This window comes from Thermocatellispora tengchongensis (genome assembly GCF_014202315.1).
Classification (GTDB): Bacteria; Actinomycetota; Actinomycetes; order Streptosporangiales; family Streptosporangiaceae; genus Thermocatellispora; species Thermocatellispora tengchongensis.
Genome location: NZ_JACHGN010000010.1, coordinates 1 through 16,839 on the forward strand (window position 1 = coordinate 1; position 16,839 = coordinate 16,839).

The following is a 16,839-nucleotide window of genomic DNA, read 5'->3' on the forward strand; positions in this document are numbered from 1 at the left end:
ACACCCGGTTACATTCCGAACCCGGTAGTTAAGCCCTCCAGCGCCGATGGTACTGCACTGGGGACGGTGTGGGAGAGTAGGTCACCGCCGGACAATTTATGAAAAAGGGTCGCCCCGTGAGGGGCGGCCCTTTTCGTGTTTCCGGGCCGGGATACGCGCTGGCGTGACAGGCCATCCCGGTGGGATGGCCTTTCTGCGTTCCGGGGGCTCGTCAGGGGGCTCGGGCCCCACCGGAGTGCTCATGAACTAGGGTTGTGACGTGGAATTTCGGGATGTTGAGCGCGCGATCATGGAGCGGGGAGTCGAGTGGCACGTCGATCCGACTCTGGATCGCATCGCCGCGTTGATGGATCTCCTCGGGTCGCCGCAGCGGGCCTTTCCCGTCGTCCACATCGCGGGGACGAACGGCAAGACCAGCACGGCGCGCATGGTGGAGGCGCTGCTGGCGGAGCGCCAGCTCCGGGTGGGCCGGTTCACCAGCCCGCACCTGGTGTCGATCCGCGAGCGGATCTGCGTTGACGGCGCGCCGCTGAGCGAGGAGCGCTTCACCGAGGTCTACCAGGATGTGGCGCCCTATCTCGACATGATCGACAAGCAGGTCGGGCGGGTGTCGTTCTTCGAGACGCTGACGGCGATGGGCTACGCCGCCTTCGCCGACGCGCCGGTCGATGTGGCCGTGGTCGAGACCGGCATGGGCGGCACCTGGGACGCCACCAACGTGGCCGACGGCACCGTCGCCGTGATCACGCCGATCTCGCTGGACCACATGGAGTACCTGGGCGAGGACCTGGCCACGATCGCCGGGGAGAAGGCCGGCGTGATCAAGAAGGGTGCGACGGCCGTGCTCGCCCAGCAGGAGCTGGCGGCGGCCGAGGTGCTGATGCGGCGGGCCGCCGAGACGGGGGCCGTGGTCGCCCGCGAGGGGCTGGAGTTCGGCGTGCTGGGCCGGGAGGTCGCCGTCGGCGGGCAGCTCCTGCGGATCAAGGGGCTGAAGGGCGTGTACGAGGAGGTGTTCCTGCCGATCTACGGCGGGCACCAGGCGGGCAACGCGGCCTGCGCGATAGCCGCCGTCGAGGTGCTCACCGCCGGCGAGGACCCTCTCGACCAGGACCTCGTGCGTCAGGCGTTCGCCCGGGTCGCGTCCCCGGGCCGGCTGGAGGTCGTCCGGCGCGGCCCGACCGTCGTCGTGGACGCCGCGCACAACCCCGCCGGGATGATGGCCACGATCGACGGCCTGGAGGAGTCCTTCGACTTCACCCGGGTCATCGGGGTCGTGGCGGCGATGCGCGACAAGGACGTACAGGCGCTCCTGGAGCTGCTGGAGCCCGTGCTGTCCGAGGTCGTCGTCACCCGTAATTCCTCGCCGCGTTCGATGGAGCCGGAGGCGCTCGGTGAGCTGGCCGAGGGCGTGTTCGGCGCCGACCGCGTACGCGTCGCACCCCGGCTCGACGACGCCATCGACATCGCGATCGGCCTCGCCGACGAGGCGGGCGAGTTCAGCGGGACCGGCGTGCTGATCACCGGCTCGGTGGTCACGGCGGGAGACGCCCGGCTCCTGCTCAAGGCGGATTGACATGCGCCGGTGCGCACTTCGGGAGGAACCGTGTTCCAGGTAACGCCGGGCATGCGGCGGCTGTGCGCCACCGTGCTGGGCATGGAGGCGATCGTCGTGGCGCTGGCCACGCCGGTGCTGATCACGCAGGCCGGGGTCGCGCCCGGCATGGCGGTGACCGTGGGGATCGGGCTCGCGGTCCTGTGCGTCGTCGTCGCGGGCCTGCTCAAGCGGCCGTTCGCGTACGTCGCCGGCAGCGTGCTCCAGGTGCTCGTGCTCGCCACGGGGTTCCTGATCCCGGTGATGTTCGTGCTCGGACTGATCTTCACCGCCCTTTGGATAACGGCAATATTCGTCGCTCGCCGTGTCGAGGGCGTGACTTCCCGCTAAAGTCGGCCGACATGGCCGTCCCCCCGATCCAGCCCTCCCCGGCGGTGGCCGCGGACCCCGCCGGCCTCGCCAGGGCCGTGCGCACCGGATGGGTGCGCGATGTCGTACTCGGACTGCTCGTCGCGGTCGCGGTGCCGCTCGCGCTGGTGGCGGTGCCCAACACCATCTCGGTGGTCGCGGCTCTCCTGCCGCCCGGCGTGTCGCCGCCCGACATGATGCGGGCCCACGGGCTCGCGCTGCCGGCGATGATGCTGACCGTCCCGCCGGCCGCCGTGCTGGTGCGCCGCCTGCGCGCGGCCCCCATGCTGGTCGGCGGGCTGGCCCTGCTCGCCCTCGCCGACGCCGCCGGCGGCTACGCCGACACGGTGACCGCCGTCGGCGCCCTGCGCGTCCTGCACGGCGTCGGGGCGGGCATCCTGATCCCGGCGACGCTGGCGGCGGCGTGGGAGCGCGGCCCGGCGCTGCGTGCGATCTGGGCGGCCTCGCTCGCGTTCGGCCTGCTCGCGGCTCAGGCACTGGCCCTGTGGCCGCTGGACGACGTCACGTCGTGGCGCGTCACCCTGCAGCCGTACCCGCTGCTCACGGGCGTCGCGCTCGGGCTCGCGGGCCTGTACCTGATCCTCTGGCTGACCCGTGCCGAAACCGCGTCCACGGCGGACGCCGCCTCACGGCGCGGCGGGGCGGAGCGCAGCCGCCTGCTCCTGGCCACCGTCCCGGCCGCGGGGATCGCGGTGCTCGCCCTGGGCACCACCAACGCCTGGGCGTTCCCGCTGGTGATCGTGGCGGCGGGGCTGTCGCTGGCGACGCTGCTCGGGCTGGCGTCCTTCGGCGCCCTCGACGGCCCGGGCGGGCGCGTCACGGCGTACACGCTGGTGGCGCTCGGCGCGGTCGTGCTGCCGACCGCGGCGCAGGTGACGTACATGGAACTGGGCGGGCTCGGCGGTCCCGGCCTGTCCGGCCTGTGGCTGCCCTTCGCGGCGGCCGCGGCCGCCGCCCTCGCGGTCGCGCTGGTGGCGACCCTGGCCCGTGAGTCCGTGCCGGCCGCGGTGCCGAACGCGGGCCTGCTCGTCGTGGTCGGCGGGCTGTGCGCGGTCCGGTTGATGGTTCCGGCCGAGGACGGGCTGCCGCTCATCGTGCCGTTCGGCCTGCTCGCGGGCGGGACCGCGCTCGCACTCGCGACGGTGCTGCGCTCTGCCGGGCTGGGCGCGGCCATGTTCGCGCTCTCACTGTGCTTTCCGGCGATGCTGGCCGGGTTCCTGCTCGGCACGGGCATCCAGATGCCGCGCCTGCACGCCGCCACCACTCCGCAGGCCATGGTCGACGCGTTCGTGGACGCGCTGCACACCTGGGCGCTGGTGGGCGGCTTCCTGATCGTCGGCCTGATCGCCTTCGGCGCGCTGCTCGACAGGCTGCGTCCTGGCCCGGCCGCGGCACAGGACGCTCGGGACGGGGCCGAGACCGCGCACGACGGCGACCGGCCAGGCGCCGGTGCGGAGCCCGTGGCCGGCGCTCTTGCCCCTGGCGCTCCTGGCGACGTTCCCGGCGCGGACGGCGACGCCGCTGCGGCCGGTGATCGCGGTGGTGACGCGCGGGGCGTTCCGGCCGATGAGGACGATGCCGGGAACGGGCAGGACATGGCGCCCGAGGCCGGAACGGGCGATGGCAGGGCCCTGGGTGCCGGTGCGGCTGCCGTTGCGGCGGCCGCCGGTGCGGGTGGTGACGGGCTCGGTGGTGTCGGGGACGGCGCCGACAGGGCCGAGGATGGGGCGGCCCGCGGTTCCTCCGGGGCCCGTGCCGAGGGACCTGGGGGTGACGGGGCACCCCGTGACGCGAGCGGTGGCGCCGGGGCCGGGTACGGTGCCCGCGGCGGTCGTGACGGCAGACCTGACGGTGACACGCCCGGTCGTGGCCTGCCCGAGGGCCAGGTGCCCGAAGGCGATCTGCCCGGGGGCGGTGTGACAGGCGGCCCTGCGCAGGGCGCGGGTGAGCCGGAGGGGGATGCGCCGCGGCTCGGAGCGCTGGAGGGTGGTACAGCGCTGGAGGGTGGTACAGGGCTGGAGGGTGGTACGACGCGCCCTGGAGCGCCGGAGGGTGATGTGCGGCGCTCCGGAGCGCCCCAGGCCGACGTGGCGCGTCCCGGAGCGCCGGGGGGCGGTCTGCCCCGCATCAGCGTGCCGGAGGCCCGTGTGCCGGGTCTGGGCGCCCCAGGCGGGGATGTGGCGAGCCCTGGAGTGCCGGAGGGCCGTGTGCCCGGTCCGGGCGTGGCGGGGGACGACGTGCGGGCTCCGGGCGTGCCGGGACCGGGTGTGGTGGGACCGGGTGTGCCGGGGCCGGGTGTGCCGCATCAGGGTGGGCCGGTTGCGAGTGTGCCGTGGCCGGGTGGGCCGGTGGGGGCGGGAGGCGGAGGACCGGAGCCGTTCGTGCCGCCGCCCTCGTCGCCTTCGGGGCCGCATCGCGGTGTTCCCGGGCAGCCCGGAGGGCCGGTGCCGCCGCCTGCGGGGCCGGGACGGGGAGTGCCGCCGGCTCCGGGGCCCTCGGTGCCGCCGCCGACGCCGTCACCGGAGCATGAGATGGGGGACGGGCCGGACGCGTCCTGACGGGCACGCCGCGCCGGTGAGTACGGCGTCGGCGGGTACGAGGCCGGTGAGTACGGCATCGGTGGGTACGCCGCGCCGGTGAGTACGAGGCCGGTCAGTGCCGTCGGTGAGTACGGGCGGGGGCGGCGCGACCGGTAAGCTCGGCGCATCCATCCGAAACATCGCGAGACGTACCCATGTTCGAAGGAGAACCTCCGTGTCCGAGCGCACCCTTGTCCTGATCAAGCCTGACGGCGTGGCCCGCGGGCTCGTCGGTGACGTGATCGCCCGCATCGAGCGCAAGGGCCTCAAGATCGTGGCTATGGACCTGCGCACCCTCGACGCGGACACCGCCAAGGCCCACTACGCCGAGCACGCGGAGAAGCCGTTCTTCGGCGAGCTGGTGGAGTTCATCACCTCCGGGCCGCTGGTGGCGATGGTGCTGGAGGGCCCGCGGGCCATCGAGGCGTTCCGGGCGCTCGCCGGGACGACCGACCCGGTGAAGGCCGCCCCCGGCACGATCCGCGGCGACCACGCGCTGGAGATCGGCGAGAACGTCGTGCACGGGTCCGACTCGCCCGAGTCGGCCGCCCGGGAGATCAAGATCTTCTTTCCCGACCGTTTCTGAGCCGGGCGCGTAGGCCGGAACGTACGAGAGCGGGGGCGTCGTGAGGACGGCGCCCCCGCTTTCGCGTGTCGTCCCCGGCTTCGGCGTGTAGTCCTACGCTTCGTGTGTCGCCACCGGCTCGGACCGGTGGTTCCCGTACGGACGTCCCGCGACGCCGGGTGGGGAAGATTTTGACGGGACAGAACGGCTCCTTGCGCTCCCGGGTGGGTACGTCACGTTACGATTCGAATGCGATGCGTGACGACGCGCGAACGACGTACGGAAGGCCTCCTTCCCCATGGGTGCAAAGCTCGCTTTTCTGGGCCGTGACATGGCGGTCGATCTCGGAACCGCCAACACGCTCGTCTACGTGCGCGGGCGGGGGATCGTGCTGAACGAGCCGTCCGTCGTGGCGATCAACACGGTGACGGGCAAGGTCGTGGCGGTCGGGATCGAGGCCAAGCGGATGATCGGCCGTACCCCGGGCAACATCGTCGCGGTGCGCCCGCTCAAGGACGGCGTGATCGCCGACTTCGAGGTGACCGAGCGCATGCTGCGCTACTTCATCCAGCGGGTGCACAAGCGGCGCCACTTCGCCAAGCCGCGCATCATCGTCGCGGTGCCCAGCGGGATCACCGGGGTGGAGCAGCGCGCGGTCAAGGAGGCCGGATACCAGGCGGGGGCCCGCAGGGTCTACATCGTGGAGGAGCCGATGGCGGCGGCCATCGGGGCCGGGCTGCCGGTGCACGAACCGACGGGCAACATGGTGGTGGACATCGGCGGCGGCACCACCGAGGTGGCGATCATCTCGATGGGCGGCGTGGTGACCAGCCAGTCGATCCGGGTCGGCGGCGACGAGCTGGACCAGGCGATCATCAACTTCGCCAAGAAGGAGTACTCCCTGCTGCTCGGCGAGCGCACCGCCGAGGAGATCAAGATGGCGATCGGGTCGGCGTGCGCGCTCGACCAGGAGGCCCACGCCGAGATCCGGGGCCGCGACCTGGTCAGCGGCATGCCCAAGACGATCGTGGTGTCGTCGTTCGAGATCCGCAAGGCCACCGAGGAGCCGGTCAACGCGATCGTCGACGCTGTGAAGACCACGCTGGACAAGTGCCCGCCGGAGCTGTCGGGCGACCTGATGGACCGGGGCATCGCGCTCACCGGCGGCGGCGCGCTGCTCAAGGGCCTGGACGAGCGGCTGCGTGACGAGACCGGCATGCCGATCCACCTGGTGGACAACGCGCTCGACTCGGTGGCGCTCGGCTCCGGCAAGTGCGTTGAGGACTTCGAGGCGCTGCAGACGGTTCTGGTGCCGGAGCCTCGGCACTGATGCGCGATACCCGACGCACCCGGCTGATCCTGGGCACTCTCCTCGTCACGGCGCTGGTCGTGATGACCGTGGACCACCGCACGGGCGACCTGTCCCCGTTCGGGCCGCTCAAGGGGGTCGGCTCCACCGTGTTCGGCGCCGTCGAACAGGCGGGCGCGGCGGTGATCCGGCCGGTGGGCGACTTCGCGCAGGCCATCGTGGAAGCCCCGGCGGCGCAGCGGCGCATCGAGCGGCTCACCGCCGAGAACGACCGCCTGCGGGCCGAGCTGGCGGCGCAGCGGCTGGACAAGGCGCGCTCGGCCGAGCTGCGCAGCGTGCTCGGGCTCGCCGGGCGCGGGCAGTACCGGATCGTGGCGGCCCAGGTGGTGGCCCGGCGCGGCGTCCCGGGGTTCGAGGACGCGATCGAGATCGACGCGGGCTCCGACGACGGCGTCCGCCCGCAGATGACCGTGCTCAACGGGCAGGGCCTGGTCGGCAGGGTGGTCTGGGCCGGGCCGCGCACCTCGACGGTCGTGCTGCTGAGCGATCCGGCGTCCTCGGCTGGGGCGCGGCTCGAAGACCGCAAGGAGATCGGCGTGGTCAGCGGGCTCGGCGACGGCGGCCGTCTGGTGCGCTTCCGGTTGCTCGACTCGACCGCGCCGCTGGCGGCGGGCGCGCGGATCGTCAGCTTCGGCTCCGATCGCAACGCTCCGTACGTGCCGGGCGTCCCGGTAGGTGTGATCGAGCGTGTGGAGTCCACGCCGGGCGAGCTGACCCGGGTGGCGTACGCGCGGCCGTACGCGGATCTGAGCGCGCTGGACGTGGTCGGGGTGGTGGTGGAGGCCCCGCCCCGCAACCCGCGCGACTCGGTGCTGCCGCCCCGGCCCGTCACCGCAGCGGCCGCGACCCCCGCCCGCGACCGGAAGGACGCGCGCACCCGCAAGAACGCGGCGCGAGGGGCTGACGCGGAGGACCGCGAGGACGCGGGGGCCGATGCGCGCGACCGCGATGCCCGCGATGCCCCAGGTGATGCCGGCGATGCCGCTGATGTCGAGGATGCCCAGGATGCCGACAGCGGGGTGGAGGAGCCCGGCGATGACGCCGCCGAGCCCCGGCCCAGGGCCGCGGTCGGCGCTCCGGCGCTGCTCCGCGCGATGGGGCGCCCGGTGCAGCGCCCGATCCCGCGCGATACGACCGGTCGGCGGGGTGCCGTCGCCGCTTCGGCGTTCGTGGGTGGCGGGGATGGTGGCGTGGCGGGCCGGGGAGGTGTCGTTGCAGCTCCGGTGTTCGTGGGTGCCTTGGAGGGTGGTGTGGCCGGTCGGCGGGATGGTGGTGGCGCTTCGGCGTTCGCGCATGGCGTGGCCGGTCGGTGGGGCCCCGTCGCCGCTCCGGTCGTGGATGTCGTGGATGGTGTGGCTGGTGGTGCTTGGGGGGCGGGGCCCGGTTCTGATGGTGGTGCGGCCGGGTGGGAGGGGCGGTCGTGATCGGGGCCGTGATCGTCGCGGTGGCGATGCTGGCGCAGGTGGTGGTGGTGAACCGGCTTCCGCTGCCCTGGGACGCCGCGCCCGATCTGGTGTTGCTGGTCGTGGTGGCGTGGGGGATCGTGCGCGGTGCCGTGCCCGGGGCGTTGATCGGGTTCTGTGTGGGGATGGTGGCCGACGTGGTGCCGCCCGCGGCGCATGCCGTCGGGCAGTACGCCCTGGTGTACGCGGTGGCCGGGTACCTCGCGGGGCGGGTGACCGCGAACCGTGAGCCGGGGTCGCCGGTGGCGGCGGCGATCCTGTGCGGGGTGGCCGGGCCGGTGCTGGGCGCGGCGGCGGGGGCGCTGCTGGGCGACCCGCGGATCACGGTGGCGGCCATGGTGGCCGAGCTGCCTCCGGCCATGGTCTACAACCTGCTCGCCGCGCCTCCCGTCGTCCTGGGCGCGATGCGGCTGCTCGGCGAGCGCTCCGGCAGGGCGGTGCGCCGCGTGCCTGCGTACCGGAGGCCCGCATGAGCCGGGGCGAGGGGAGGTGGCCGGCATGAGGAGCGTGAGCCGGGGGGCGGGCCTGGCGCTGGTCCGCGGGCGGCTGTTCGTGCTGCAGGCGCTGGTGCTGACGCTGCTGGCGGTGCTGGGCGTGCGCCTGTACCAGGTGCAGGTGGTGCGCGGGCCGGAGTTCGTGCGGGCCGCCACCGAGACGCGTACGCGGCAGGTCGTCGTGCCGGCCGTGCGCGGCCAGATCCTCGACGCGCGGGGCCGTCCCCTCGTGCGCAACCGCACCACGCTGGTGGTGTCGGTGGACCGGGAGCGGCTGGCCAAGATGCCCGACCGGGGCAAGGCCGTGCTCGACCGGCTGGCGGGCGTGCTGGGGCATCCGCCCAGGGAGATGCGCGAGCGGATCAGGGCGTGCGGGCCGGGGGTGGGCAAGCCGTGCTGGCCCGGCTCGCCGTACCAGCCGATCCCGATCGCCGGCGACGTCAGCACCCGGCAGGCGCTGCAGATCCTGGAGCGCCAGGAGAGCTTCCCGGGGGTGACCGCCGAGATCCAGGCGGTGCGGCAGTACCCGCTGAAGACCGCCGCCGCGCAGGTGCTCGGCTACCTGCAGCCGATCACCCAGGAGGAGCTGGACCGGCGCAAGGGCCTGGCCGACGCGTTCTCCGGGGTCGATCTGATGGGCCGCGACGGGCTGGAGTCGGTCTACGACGACGAGCTGCGCGGCACGCCGGGGCTGCGCCGGGTCGCGGTGGATCGCATGGGCAAGGCGCTGGGCGTGGAGCGGCAGGTCGCGCCCACGGCCGGGCACACGCTGATCACCAGCATCGACGCCGACGTGCAGATGGTGGTGGAGCGGGCGCTGGCCAACGCGATGAAGCGCTCGCCGAAGGCCGACGGCGCGGCCGGGGTGGTGCTCGACGCCCGCACCGGCAGGGTGATCGCGCTGGGCAGCGTGCCCTCCTACGACCCGGGGATCTGGACCGGCGGGATCTCGGCCGCCGAGTACGACAAGCTGCTGTCGGAGAAGGCCGGCAAGCCGCTGGTGTCGCGGGCGATCAAGGGCGAGTTCGCGCCGGGCTCGACGTTCAAGGTCTCCTCGGTGGCGGCGATGCTGCGCGACGGCTACCCGCTGCACGGCAAGTACGACTGCCCCGGCTCGTTCATGGTCGGCAACCGGCCCTTCAACAACTTCCGCGGCATCGGCCTCGGCACGCTGACGCTGCACACCGCGCTGGTGAAGTCGTGCGACACGATCTTCTACCGGGCGGGCTACGAGATGTGGCAGCGCGACGGCGGGATCAAGCCCAAGCGGGTGGTCAAGGAGCCGATGGCGCACATGGCGCGGGCGTTCGGGTTCGGCAGCCGCACCGGCATCGACCTGCCGGGCGAGTCGGCAGGACGCATCCCCGACCGCAAGTGGAAGGCCGAGCTGTGGGACCAGACCCGCGAGCAGAGCTGCAAGCGGGCCAAGACCGGCTACCCGGATGTGGCCAAGACCGACCCGGGGAGGGCGGAGTTCCTCAAACGGCTCGCGCACGAGAACTGCCTGGAGGGCTACCAGTTCCGCGCGGGCGACGCGGCCAACTTCTCCATCGGCCAGGGCGACGTGCTGGTCACGCCGCTGCAGCTCGCCACCGCGTACGCCGCGCTGGTCACCGACGGCAAGGTGCGCAGCCCCCGCGTGGGCTGGCAGCTCGTACGCCCCGACGGCACGCCCGTGCGCACCATCGACGTCCCCGTGCGCGGCAAGCTGCCGCTGAACGCGAAGGAGCGCGCCTACATCAAGAACGCGCTCAGCCAGGTGCCCTCCGACGGCACCGCGGCCGGCGCGTTCACCGGCTGGCCGATGGACAAGGTGCGCATCGGCGGCAAGACCGGCACCGCCGAGGTGTGGGGCAAGGAGGACACCGCCTGGTTCGCCTCCTTCGCCCCCACGCAGAACCCGCGGTTCGTCGTGGTCGCCATGGTCTCCCAGGGCGGCATGGGCGGCTCGGCCGCGGCCCCGGCCGTGCGGGAGATCTACGAGGGCATCTACGGCTTCACCAAGGACGGCAAACGGGCCAAGGCGGTGCTGCCCGCGGGCCGTCCCGCCACCGAGCCGCCGAGGCTCGGTCCCGACGGGACCGTGGACTGACGGGTGTGAGGTGGGGCGATGAGTTCGATGGGCCGGGCGCTTTTCGTGTGGGGCGGTTCGCCGGCGCGGTGCGCCGTGGCGTGGGCTGGCGGGTGTGAGGTGGGGCGATGAGTTCGATGGGCCGGGCGCTTTTCGTGTGGGGCGGTTCGCCGGTGGGGCGCGCCGTGGCGTGGGCTGGCGGGCGTGAGGTGGGGCGATGAGTTCGATGGGCCGGGCGCTTTCCGTGTGGGGCGGTTCGCCGGTGGGGCGCGCCGTGGCGTGGGCTGGCGGGCGTGAGGTGGGGCGATGAGTTCGATGGACCGGGCGCTTTCCGTGCGGGGGGACTCGCTGGCGCGGCGCACCGTGGGGGCGTCCTCGGCGCTGTGGCGCATGGACGGCGTGCTGCTGGTCGCCGTCGTCGCGCTGTGCGTGATCGGCACGCTGCTGGTGTGGTCCTCCACCCGCACCTGGGCGCCGGGCTCCACCGGGCTGGTCAAGAAGCACATGCTCAACGTCCTGATCGGGGCGGGGCTGCTGGCCGGGGCGGCGATGGTGGACTACCGGTGGCTGCGGGCGTACGCGCCGGTGATCTACCTGCTCTCGCTGGCCGGGCTGGTGCTGGTGATCACCCCGGTCGGCTCGACGATCAACGGCTCGCACTCGTGGATCCTGCTCGGCGGCGGCTTCGCGGTGCAGCCGTCGGAGTTCGCCAAGCTCGGCCTGGTGCTGCTGCTGGCCATGCTGCTCGCCCAGCCCGCCGAGGGCACGATCAGGCCGCGCACTCTGGACGTCGTGCTCGGGCTGCTCGCGACCGCGCTGGCGATGGGGCTGGTCATGCTCCAGCCCGATCTCGGCACCACCATGGTCCTCGGCGTCATCGCGGCGGGGGCGCTGCTGATCGGCGGCGTGCGCAAGCGCTGGATCGGGCTGCTCGCGCTGCTCACCCTGGCCGGGGCCGCGGCGGTGTGGTTCCTGGAGCTGCTGGAGCCGTACCAGGTGGCCAGGTTCACCGCCTTCCTCAACCCGTCCACCGACCCGCGCGGCGTCGGCTACAACTCCACCCAGTCGCTGCTCGCGATCGGCTCCGGCCAGGTGTTCGGCAAGGGCCTGTTCGAGGGCGGCCAGACCACCGGCAGGTTCGTGCCCGAGCAGCACACCGACTTCATCTTCACCGTGGCGGGCGAGGAGTTCGGCTTCCTGGGCTCGACCGCGGTGGTGGCGCTGCTCGGCGTGGTGCTGCTGCGCGGCATCGGCATCGCCAGGCGGTGCGAGGACAGGTTCGGCACCCTCGTCGCCGGGATGATCGTGTGCTGGTTCGGTTTCCAGGCGTTCATCAACGTCGGCATGACGATCGGCATGATGCCGATCACCGGGCTGCCGCTGCCGTTCGTGTCCTATGGCGGCACGGCGACCTTCGCTAACATGGCGGCAGTGGGTGTTCTCCAGGCCATCCACGCTCGCGAGCAGCGACTGTAGCGCCCCCGTCCTTCGGATGAGCGGCCCGCTCCCCCGGGCATGAGAGCCGTCCTCAGGGTGTGCGCGCCCGGCTCTCACTGGCGCGAACAGCGTCAAACGAACATCCTGGGAACGTAAGCGGTTCGGGGGTTGAACACGCGATGACTGAGGAGTCGTGATGCCGGATCGACCGACTCTCCTGGAGGAGGCGCAAGAGGACGCCTTGCGTACCCGCGCGCTGGAGATGCTGCGCGCCGCCTTCCCCGACTACCGAATCGTATACGGAGGGGGGCGATGGGCCGCCGCGGCGGCCGGTGATCCGCCCAAGGTCTGGTTCGCCGACACGCCGAGCAGCCTGTGCGGGCAGCTCTTCCTCGCCGAGCTCACCAACGGTGGCCGGGTCGCGCCCATCCGCACGGAGGGCCGGTGACGCCGTCCCACCTTCCCCCCGCCGACCCCTCCGGGCGCAGGTTCGACGCGCGCGGCGACAGGTCGGTCCACGCCGTGGCGACGGTCGTACGCGAGCGCGCGCTCGCCGACCTGCACGGCCTGCCCCCCACGTCCGAGGTCTTCCACCGCATCGCGGAGGAGATCCACGCGTCCTGCCCGCAGGCGTCCCGGTTCAAGTGCTTCCGGCTCGCCCACGGCTGGACGGTTGAGGAGGCCATCGAGAACTTCCACCTCATGTGCGACCGCGAGGGCGTCAAGCGGCGCGGCCTCACCGAGCGCTCCTGGCGCGAGTGGGAGGCCGGGTCGCGGCCCGACCGCGACTACACCGACCTGCTGTGCCGGCTGTTCGAGACCGGGCCGGTGCAGCTCGGCTTCGCCCGCGACTACACCCCGGAGCACATGCGCGCCTACTCCGCGCCGCCGCCCGACCCGATCGCGATGGCGGCCGACGAGGCCAGCGCGCACGCCGAACGCGCCGAGGCCAGCGAGCTGGGCTCCAGCGCGATCGAGCGGCTGCGCGCCGAGGTCGTCTGGATCGGCAGGCGGTACGTCTGGGAGGCGCCGCTGCCGCTGTTCGTGGAGATGCGCGGGCTGCAGGACCGCACCCGCAAGGCGCTCGACAAGCGCATCCACCCCGGGCAGGCCAGCGAGCTGTACTTCCTCACCGGCGCCCTGTGCGGCCTGATGGCCAACGTCAGCATGGACCTGGGCCGCAGGGTGCCCGCCGACACGCTGGCGCGCGCCGCGTGGACGTACGGGCGCATCGCCGGGCACGCGCCGCTGATGGGCTGGGCGCGCGGCATGCAGTCGCAGGTCGCGCTGTGGGACAAGCGGTACCACGACGCGCTCGGCTACTCCGAGGAGGGCCTGAACGTCCTGTCGCGCGGGGCCGGCGGGGCCAGGCTGTACATGCTCAAGGCGCGGGCCTGCGCGATGCTCTCGCGCCGGGCCGAGGCGCTGGAGGCGCTGGCCCGCGCCGAGGAGGCGCGCGCGGCCGGCGAAGGCGACGAACTGCACGACGAGATGGCGGGCGAGTTCGCGTTCCTGCCTGCCAAACAGCACTACTACGCCTCCGTCACCCGGCTGCACCTCGGCGACTCGCGCAGCGCGATCGAGGAGGGCTGGTCGTCGCTGCGCCTGTACGCCGACGACGACGCGCACAACCGGTCGTACGGGTGCGAGGCGATGGCCAGGGCCCACCTGGTGATCGCACACCTGATGGAGGACGACGCCGAGGGAGCCGACCGCGCGGTGGCGCCGCTGCTGTCGCTGCCGCCCGAGCGGCGTATCAGCAGCTTGGCGCTCACCCTGGGCGCCGGCCGTGCGCTGCTCGCCGCTCACCCCGACGGTGAGCGCACGGCACGTCAGATCGAGAGTTTCTGCGCGGTCGGGTTGCCCCAGGCCGTGCCTGCCATATCAGACGGGGGCACCCGATGATGATCGCCACGGGCGACGCCGTACTCACTCGCGCCGTCGCCGCCCTGGACCAGGCATGCCGTGCGGCGGGCCTGTCCACCGCAGGTGCGACGCTCATGCGCAGCTTCGCGAACGCGGTCTACCTGCTGCCGGCGGAGGACGTCGTCGTCCGTCTCGCCGACGCGGGCACGCCGGGCAAGCTGGACCGGCTCAAGACCTCGGTACGCGTGACGCGCTGGCTCGCCGAACACGACTTCCCGGCCATCCGCCCCTTGGAGGTCCGCCAGCCGGTGGCCGCCGAGGGCTTCCTGATCACCTTCTGGCACCACGAGAGCGACCCGGCGCACACCGAGCCGCCGGAACCCGCCAGCCTGGGCCCCATGCTCCGGCGGCTGCACACCCTGCCGCCGGTCCCGTTCGAGCTGCCGGTATACGACCCGTTCGGGCCGATCCAGCGGGCGGTGAACGCCAGCCGGGTGCTCGGTCCCTCGGATCGGGGCTGGCTGCTCGACCGCTGCTCCGCGCTCGCCGAGGACTACTACGAGCGGGTGGAGTTCGCCCTTCCGTACGGGCTGATCCACGGTGACGCCCACCGGGGGAACCTGGTCCGTGCATCTGGGCGGCTGCTGCTTTGCGACTGGGACTCGGTGAGCGCGGGGCCGCGGGAGATCGACCTCATCCCCACCCTCCAGGGCGCCCGCTTCGGCGTCTCCGAGGAGCAGCGCGCCGCCTTCACCGCGGGCTACGGCTACGACGTCACGTCCTGGGAGTGGTACGGCGTGCTGCGCGACATGCGCGAACTGCGCACCCTCACCGCCGTCCTCCGCACCGCCCACTGGGACTCCAGGGCCCGTACCGAGCTGACGCACCGCCTGGAGAGCCTGAAGGCGGGCGACAACCGGCGATGGACCCCGTTCTGACGGCCTGAGGCCCCGTTCTGACGGCCTGAGGCCCCGTTCTGACGGCCTGAGGCCGCGAATCCGGAGCGGGTCCGCCGGCGGCGCGAGCGCGTCGCGGTGTGCCCGCGTGTTGGCAAGCGATCGGCGGAGGGCCTATAGGCTGTGTGCATGTCTGTCGAGTCCGTGTTCCCTCGTCTGGAAGCCCTGCTCCCCAAGGTGCAGAAGCCGATCCAGTATGTCGGGGGTGAGCTCAACTCGACCGTCAAGGAGTGGGACGAGGCCGAGGTGCGCTGGGCGCTGATGTACCCGGACGCGTACGAGGTGGGCCTGCCCAACCAGGGCGTGCAGATCCTCTACGAGATCCTCAACGAGCTGCCGGGCACGCTGGCCGAGCGCACCTACGCGGTGTGGCCCGACCTGGAGGCGCTGATGCGCGCCGAGGGCGTGCCGCAGTTCACCGTGGACGCCCACCGGCCGGTGCGGGCGTTCGACGTCCTCGGCGTGTCCTTCGCCACCGAGCTGGGCTATACGAATCTGCTGACCGCGCTCGACCTGGCCGGCATCCCGCTGCGCTCGGCCGACCGCGGTGACGACGATCCGATCGTGCTCGCGGGCGGCCACGCCGCGTTCAACCCCGAGCCGATCGCCGACTTCCTCGACGCCGCCGTGCTCGGCGACGGCGAGCAGATCGCCATCGCGATCAGCGAGGTGATCCGGGAGTGGAAGGCCGAGGGGCGTCCCGGCGGGCGCGACGGGCTGCTGATGCGGCTCGCCGAGTCCGGCGGCGTGTACGTGCCGAGGTTCTACGACGTCGAGTACCACCCCGACGGCCGCATCCGGCGGGTCGCGCCGAACCGGCCGGGGGTGCCGTGGCGGGTGCACAAGCACACCGTCATGGACCTCGACGAGTGGCCGTATCCGAAGAAGCCGCTGGTGCCGCTGGCCGAGACGGTGCACGAGCGGTTCAGCGTGGAGATCTTCCGCGGCTGCACCCGCGGCTGCCGGTTCTGCCAGGCGGGCATGATCACCCGTCCGGTGCGGGAGCGGTCGATCGACACCATCGGCGACATGGTCGAGGTGGGGCTGAAGGAGTCCGGGTTCAGCGAGGTGGGGCTGCTGTCCCTGTCCTCCGCCGACCACTCCGAGATCGGCGACATCGCCAAGGGGCTCGCCGACCGGTACGAAGGCTCCCAGATCGGCCTGTCGCTGCCGTCCACCCGGGTCGATGCGTTCAACATCGACCTGGCCAACGAGTTCTCGCGCAACGGCCGGCGTTCCGGGCTCACCTTCGCGCCCGAGGGCGGCTCCGAGCGCATGCGCAAGGTGATCAACAAGATGGTGACGGAGGAGGATCTGATCCGCACCGTCACCGCGGCCTACAGCCAGGGCTGGCGGCAGGTGAAGCTGTACTTCATGTGCGGCCTGCCCACCGAGACCGACGAGGACGTGCTCGGCATCGCCGACCTGGCCAAGAAGGTCATCAAGGCGGGGCGCGAGGCCACCGGCTCCCGCGACATCCGCTGCACGGTGTCCATCGGCGGGTTCGTGCCCAAGCCGCACACCCCGTTCCAGTGGGCGGCGCAGTGCGACCACGAGACGGTGGACCGTAGGCTGGCCGAGCTGCGCCAGGCGCTGCGCTCCGACAAGGAGTACGGCCGGGCGATCGGCTACCGCTACCACGACGGCAAGCCGTCCATCGTGGAGGGCCTGCTGTCGCGGGGCGACCGCCGGGTGGGCGAGGTCATCCGCCGCGTCTGGGAGGACGGCGGCCGGTTCGACGGCTGGAGCGAGCACTTCTCCTACGAGCGCTGGATGCGCTGCGCGGAGGAGGCCGGCGTGGACGTCGACTGGTACACCACCCGCGAGCGAGAGGAGAACGAGGTGCTCCCCTGGGACCACCTCGACGCCGGCCTCGACCGCGAGTGGCTGTGGCAGGACTGGCAGGACGCCCTCGGCGAGGGCGAGGTCGAGGACTGCCGCTGGACCCCGTGCTACGACTGCGGGGTCTGCCCCACCATGGGGACCGAGATCCAGATCGGTCCGTCGGGCCGGAAACTGCTCCCGCTCACCGTGCTCTGAGCCGGCCGCATCCGGGCC

The 16,839-nt window shown here is 72.7% G+C and carries 13 protein-coding genes and 1 rRNA gene; all 14 read left to right on the plus strand.

Annotated features, from left to right (window positions below):
* Positions 1 to 93: ribosomal RNA gene (rrf, locus tag HNP84_RS23215) — 5S ribosomal RNA — on the plus strand; the annotation flags it as partial.
* Positions 94 to 289: 196 nt separating this feature from the next.
* Entirely contained in the window at positions 290 to 1,573 is a 1,284-nt protein-coding gene (locus tag HNP84_RS23220) for a bifunctional folylpolyglutamate synthase/dihydrofolate synthase (RefSeq protein WP_185052299.1), read from the plus strand.
* Between the two features lie 30 nt (positions 1,574 to 1,603).
* Entirely contained in the window at positions 1,604 to 1,942 is a 339-nt protein-coding gene (locus HNP84_RS23225; RefSeq protein WP_312925537.1) for a DUF4233 domain-containing protein, read from the plus strand.
* Between the two features lie 11 nt (positions 1,943 to 1,953).
* Positions 1,954 to 4,539, plus strand: coding sequence for a thioesterase domain-containing protein (locus HNP84_RS23230; protein ID WP_185051974.1), 2,586 nt, complete (start codon positions 1,954 to 1,956; stop codon positions 4,537 to 4,539).
* 196 nt (positions 4,540 to 4,735) lie between these two features.
* Entirely contained in the window at positions 4,736 to 5,146 is a 411-nt protein-coding gene (gene ndk / locus HNP84_RS23235; protein WP_185051975.1) for a nucleoside-diphosphate kinase, read from the plus strand.
* A gap of 277 nt (positions 5,147 to 5,423) precedes the next feature.
* Positions 5,424 to 6,455, plus strand: coding sequence for a rod shape-determining protein (locus tag HNP84_RS23240; RefSeq protein ID WP_185051977.1), 1,032 nt, complete (start codon positions 5,424 to 5,426; stop codon positions 6,453 to 6,455).
* Positions 6,455 to 7,918 (plus strand): rod shape-determining protein MreC, encoded by a 1,464-nt coding sequence (mreC, locus tag HNP84_RS23245; protein WP_185051979.1) that lies wholly within the window; start codon positions 6,455 to 6,457, stop codon positions 7,916 to 7,918. The genes HNP84_RS23240 and mreC overlap by 1 nt, the downstream gene beginning before the upstream one ends.
* Complete coding sequence (mreD, locus tag HNP84_RS23250; RefSeq protein WP_185051981.1) at positions 7,915 to 8,430, plus strand: rod shape-determining protein MreD; 516 nt, start codon at positions 7,915 to 7,917, stop codon at positions 8,428 to 8,430. The genes mreC and mreD overlap by 4 nt, the downstream gene beginning before the upstream one ends.
* 25 nt (positions 8,431 to 8,455) lie before the next feature.
* Entirely contained in the window at positions 8,456 to 10,543 is a 2,088-nt protein-coding gene (mrdA, locus tag HNP84_RS23255) for a penicillin-binding protein 2 (protein WP_185051982.1), read from the plus strand.
* Positions 10,544 to 10,828: 285 nt separating this feature from the next.
* Positions 10,829 to 11,998, plus strand: coding sequence for a rod shape-determining protein RodA (rodA, locus tag HNP84_RS23260; RefSeq protein ID WP_185051984.1), 1,170 nt, complete (start codon positions 10,829 to 10,831; stop codon positions 11,996 to 11,998).
* A 157-nt stretch (positions 11,999 to 12,155) separates the two neighbouring features.
* Positions 12,156 to 12,407, plus strand: coding sequence for a hypothetical protein (locus tag HNP84_RS23265; RefSeq protein WP_185051986.1), 252 nt, complete (start codon positions 12,156 to 12,158; stop codon positions 12,405 to 12,407).
* A complete protein-coding gene (locus HNP84_RS23270) occupies positions 12,404 to 13,864 on the plus strand; it encodes an NsdA family TPR-like regulatory protein (RefSeq protein ID WP_185051987.1) in 1,461 nt (486 codons plus the stop codon). The genes HNP84_RS23265 and HNP84_RS23270 overlap by 4 nt, the downstream gene beginning before the upstream one ends.
* A complete protein-coding gene (locus HNP84_RS23275; RefSeq protein WP_185051989.1) occupies positions 13,861 to 14,763 on the plus strand; it encodes a phosphotransferase family protein in 903 nt (300 codons plus the stop codon). The genes HNP84_RS23270 and HNP84_RS23275 overlap by 4 nt, the downstream gene beginning before the upstream one ends.
* Before the next feature lie 147 nt (positions 14,764 to 14,910).
* On the plus strand, positions 14,911 to 16,821 hold the full coding sequence (locus HNP84_RS23280) for a TIGR03960 family B12-binding radical SAM protein (RefSeq protein WP_185051991.1): 1,911 nt from the start codon (positions 14,911 to 14,913) through the stop codon (positions 16,819 to 16,821).
* Positions 16,822 to 16,839: the final 18 nt, after the last annotated feature.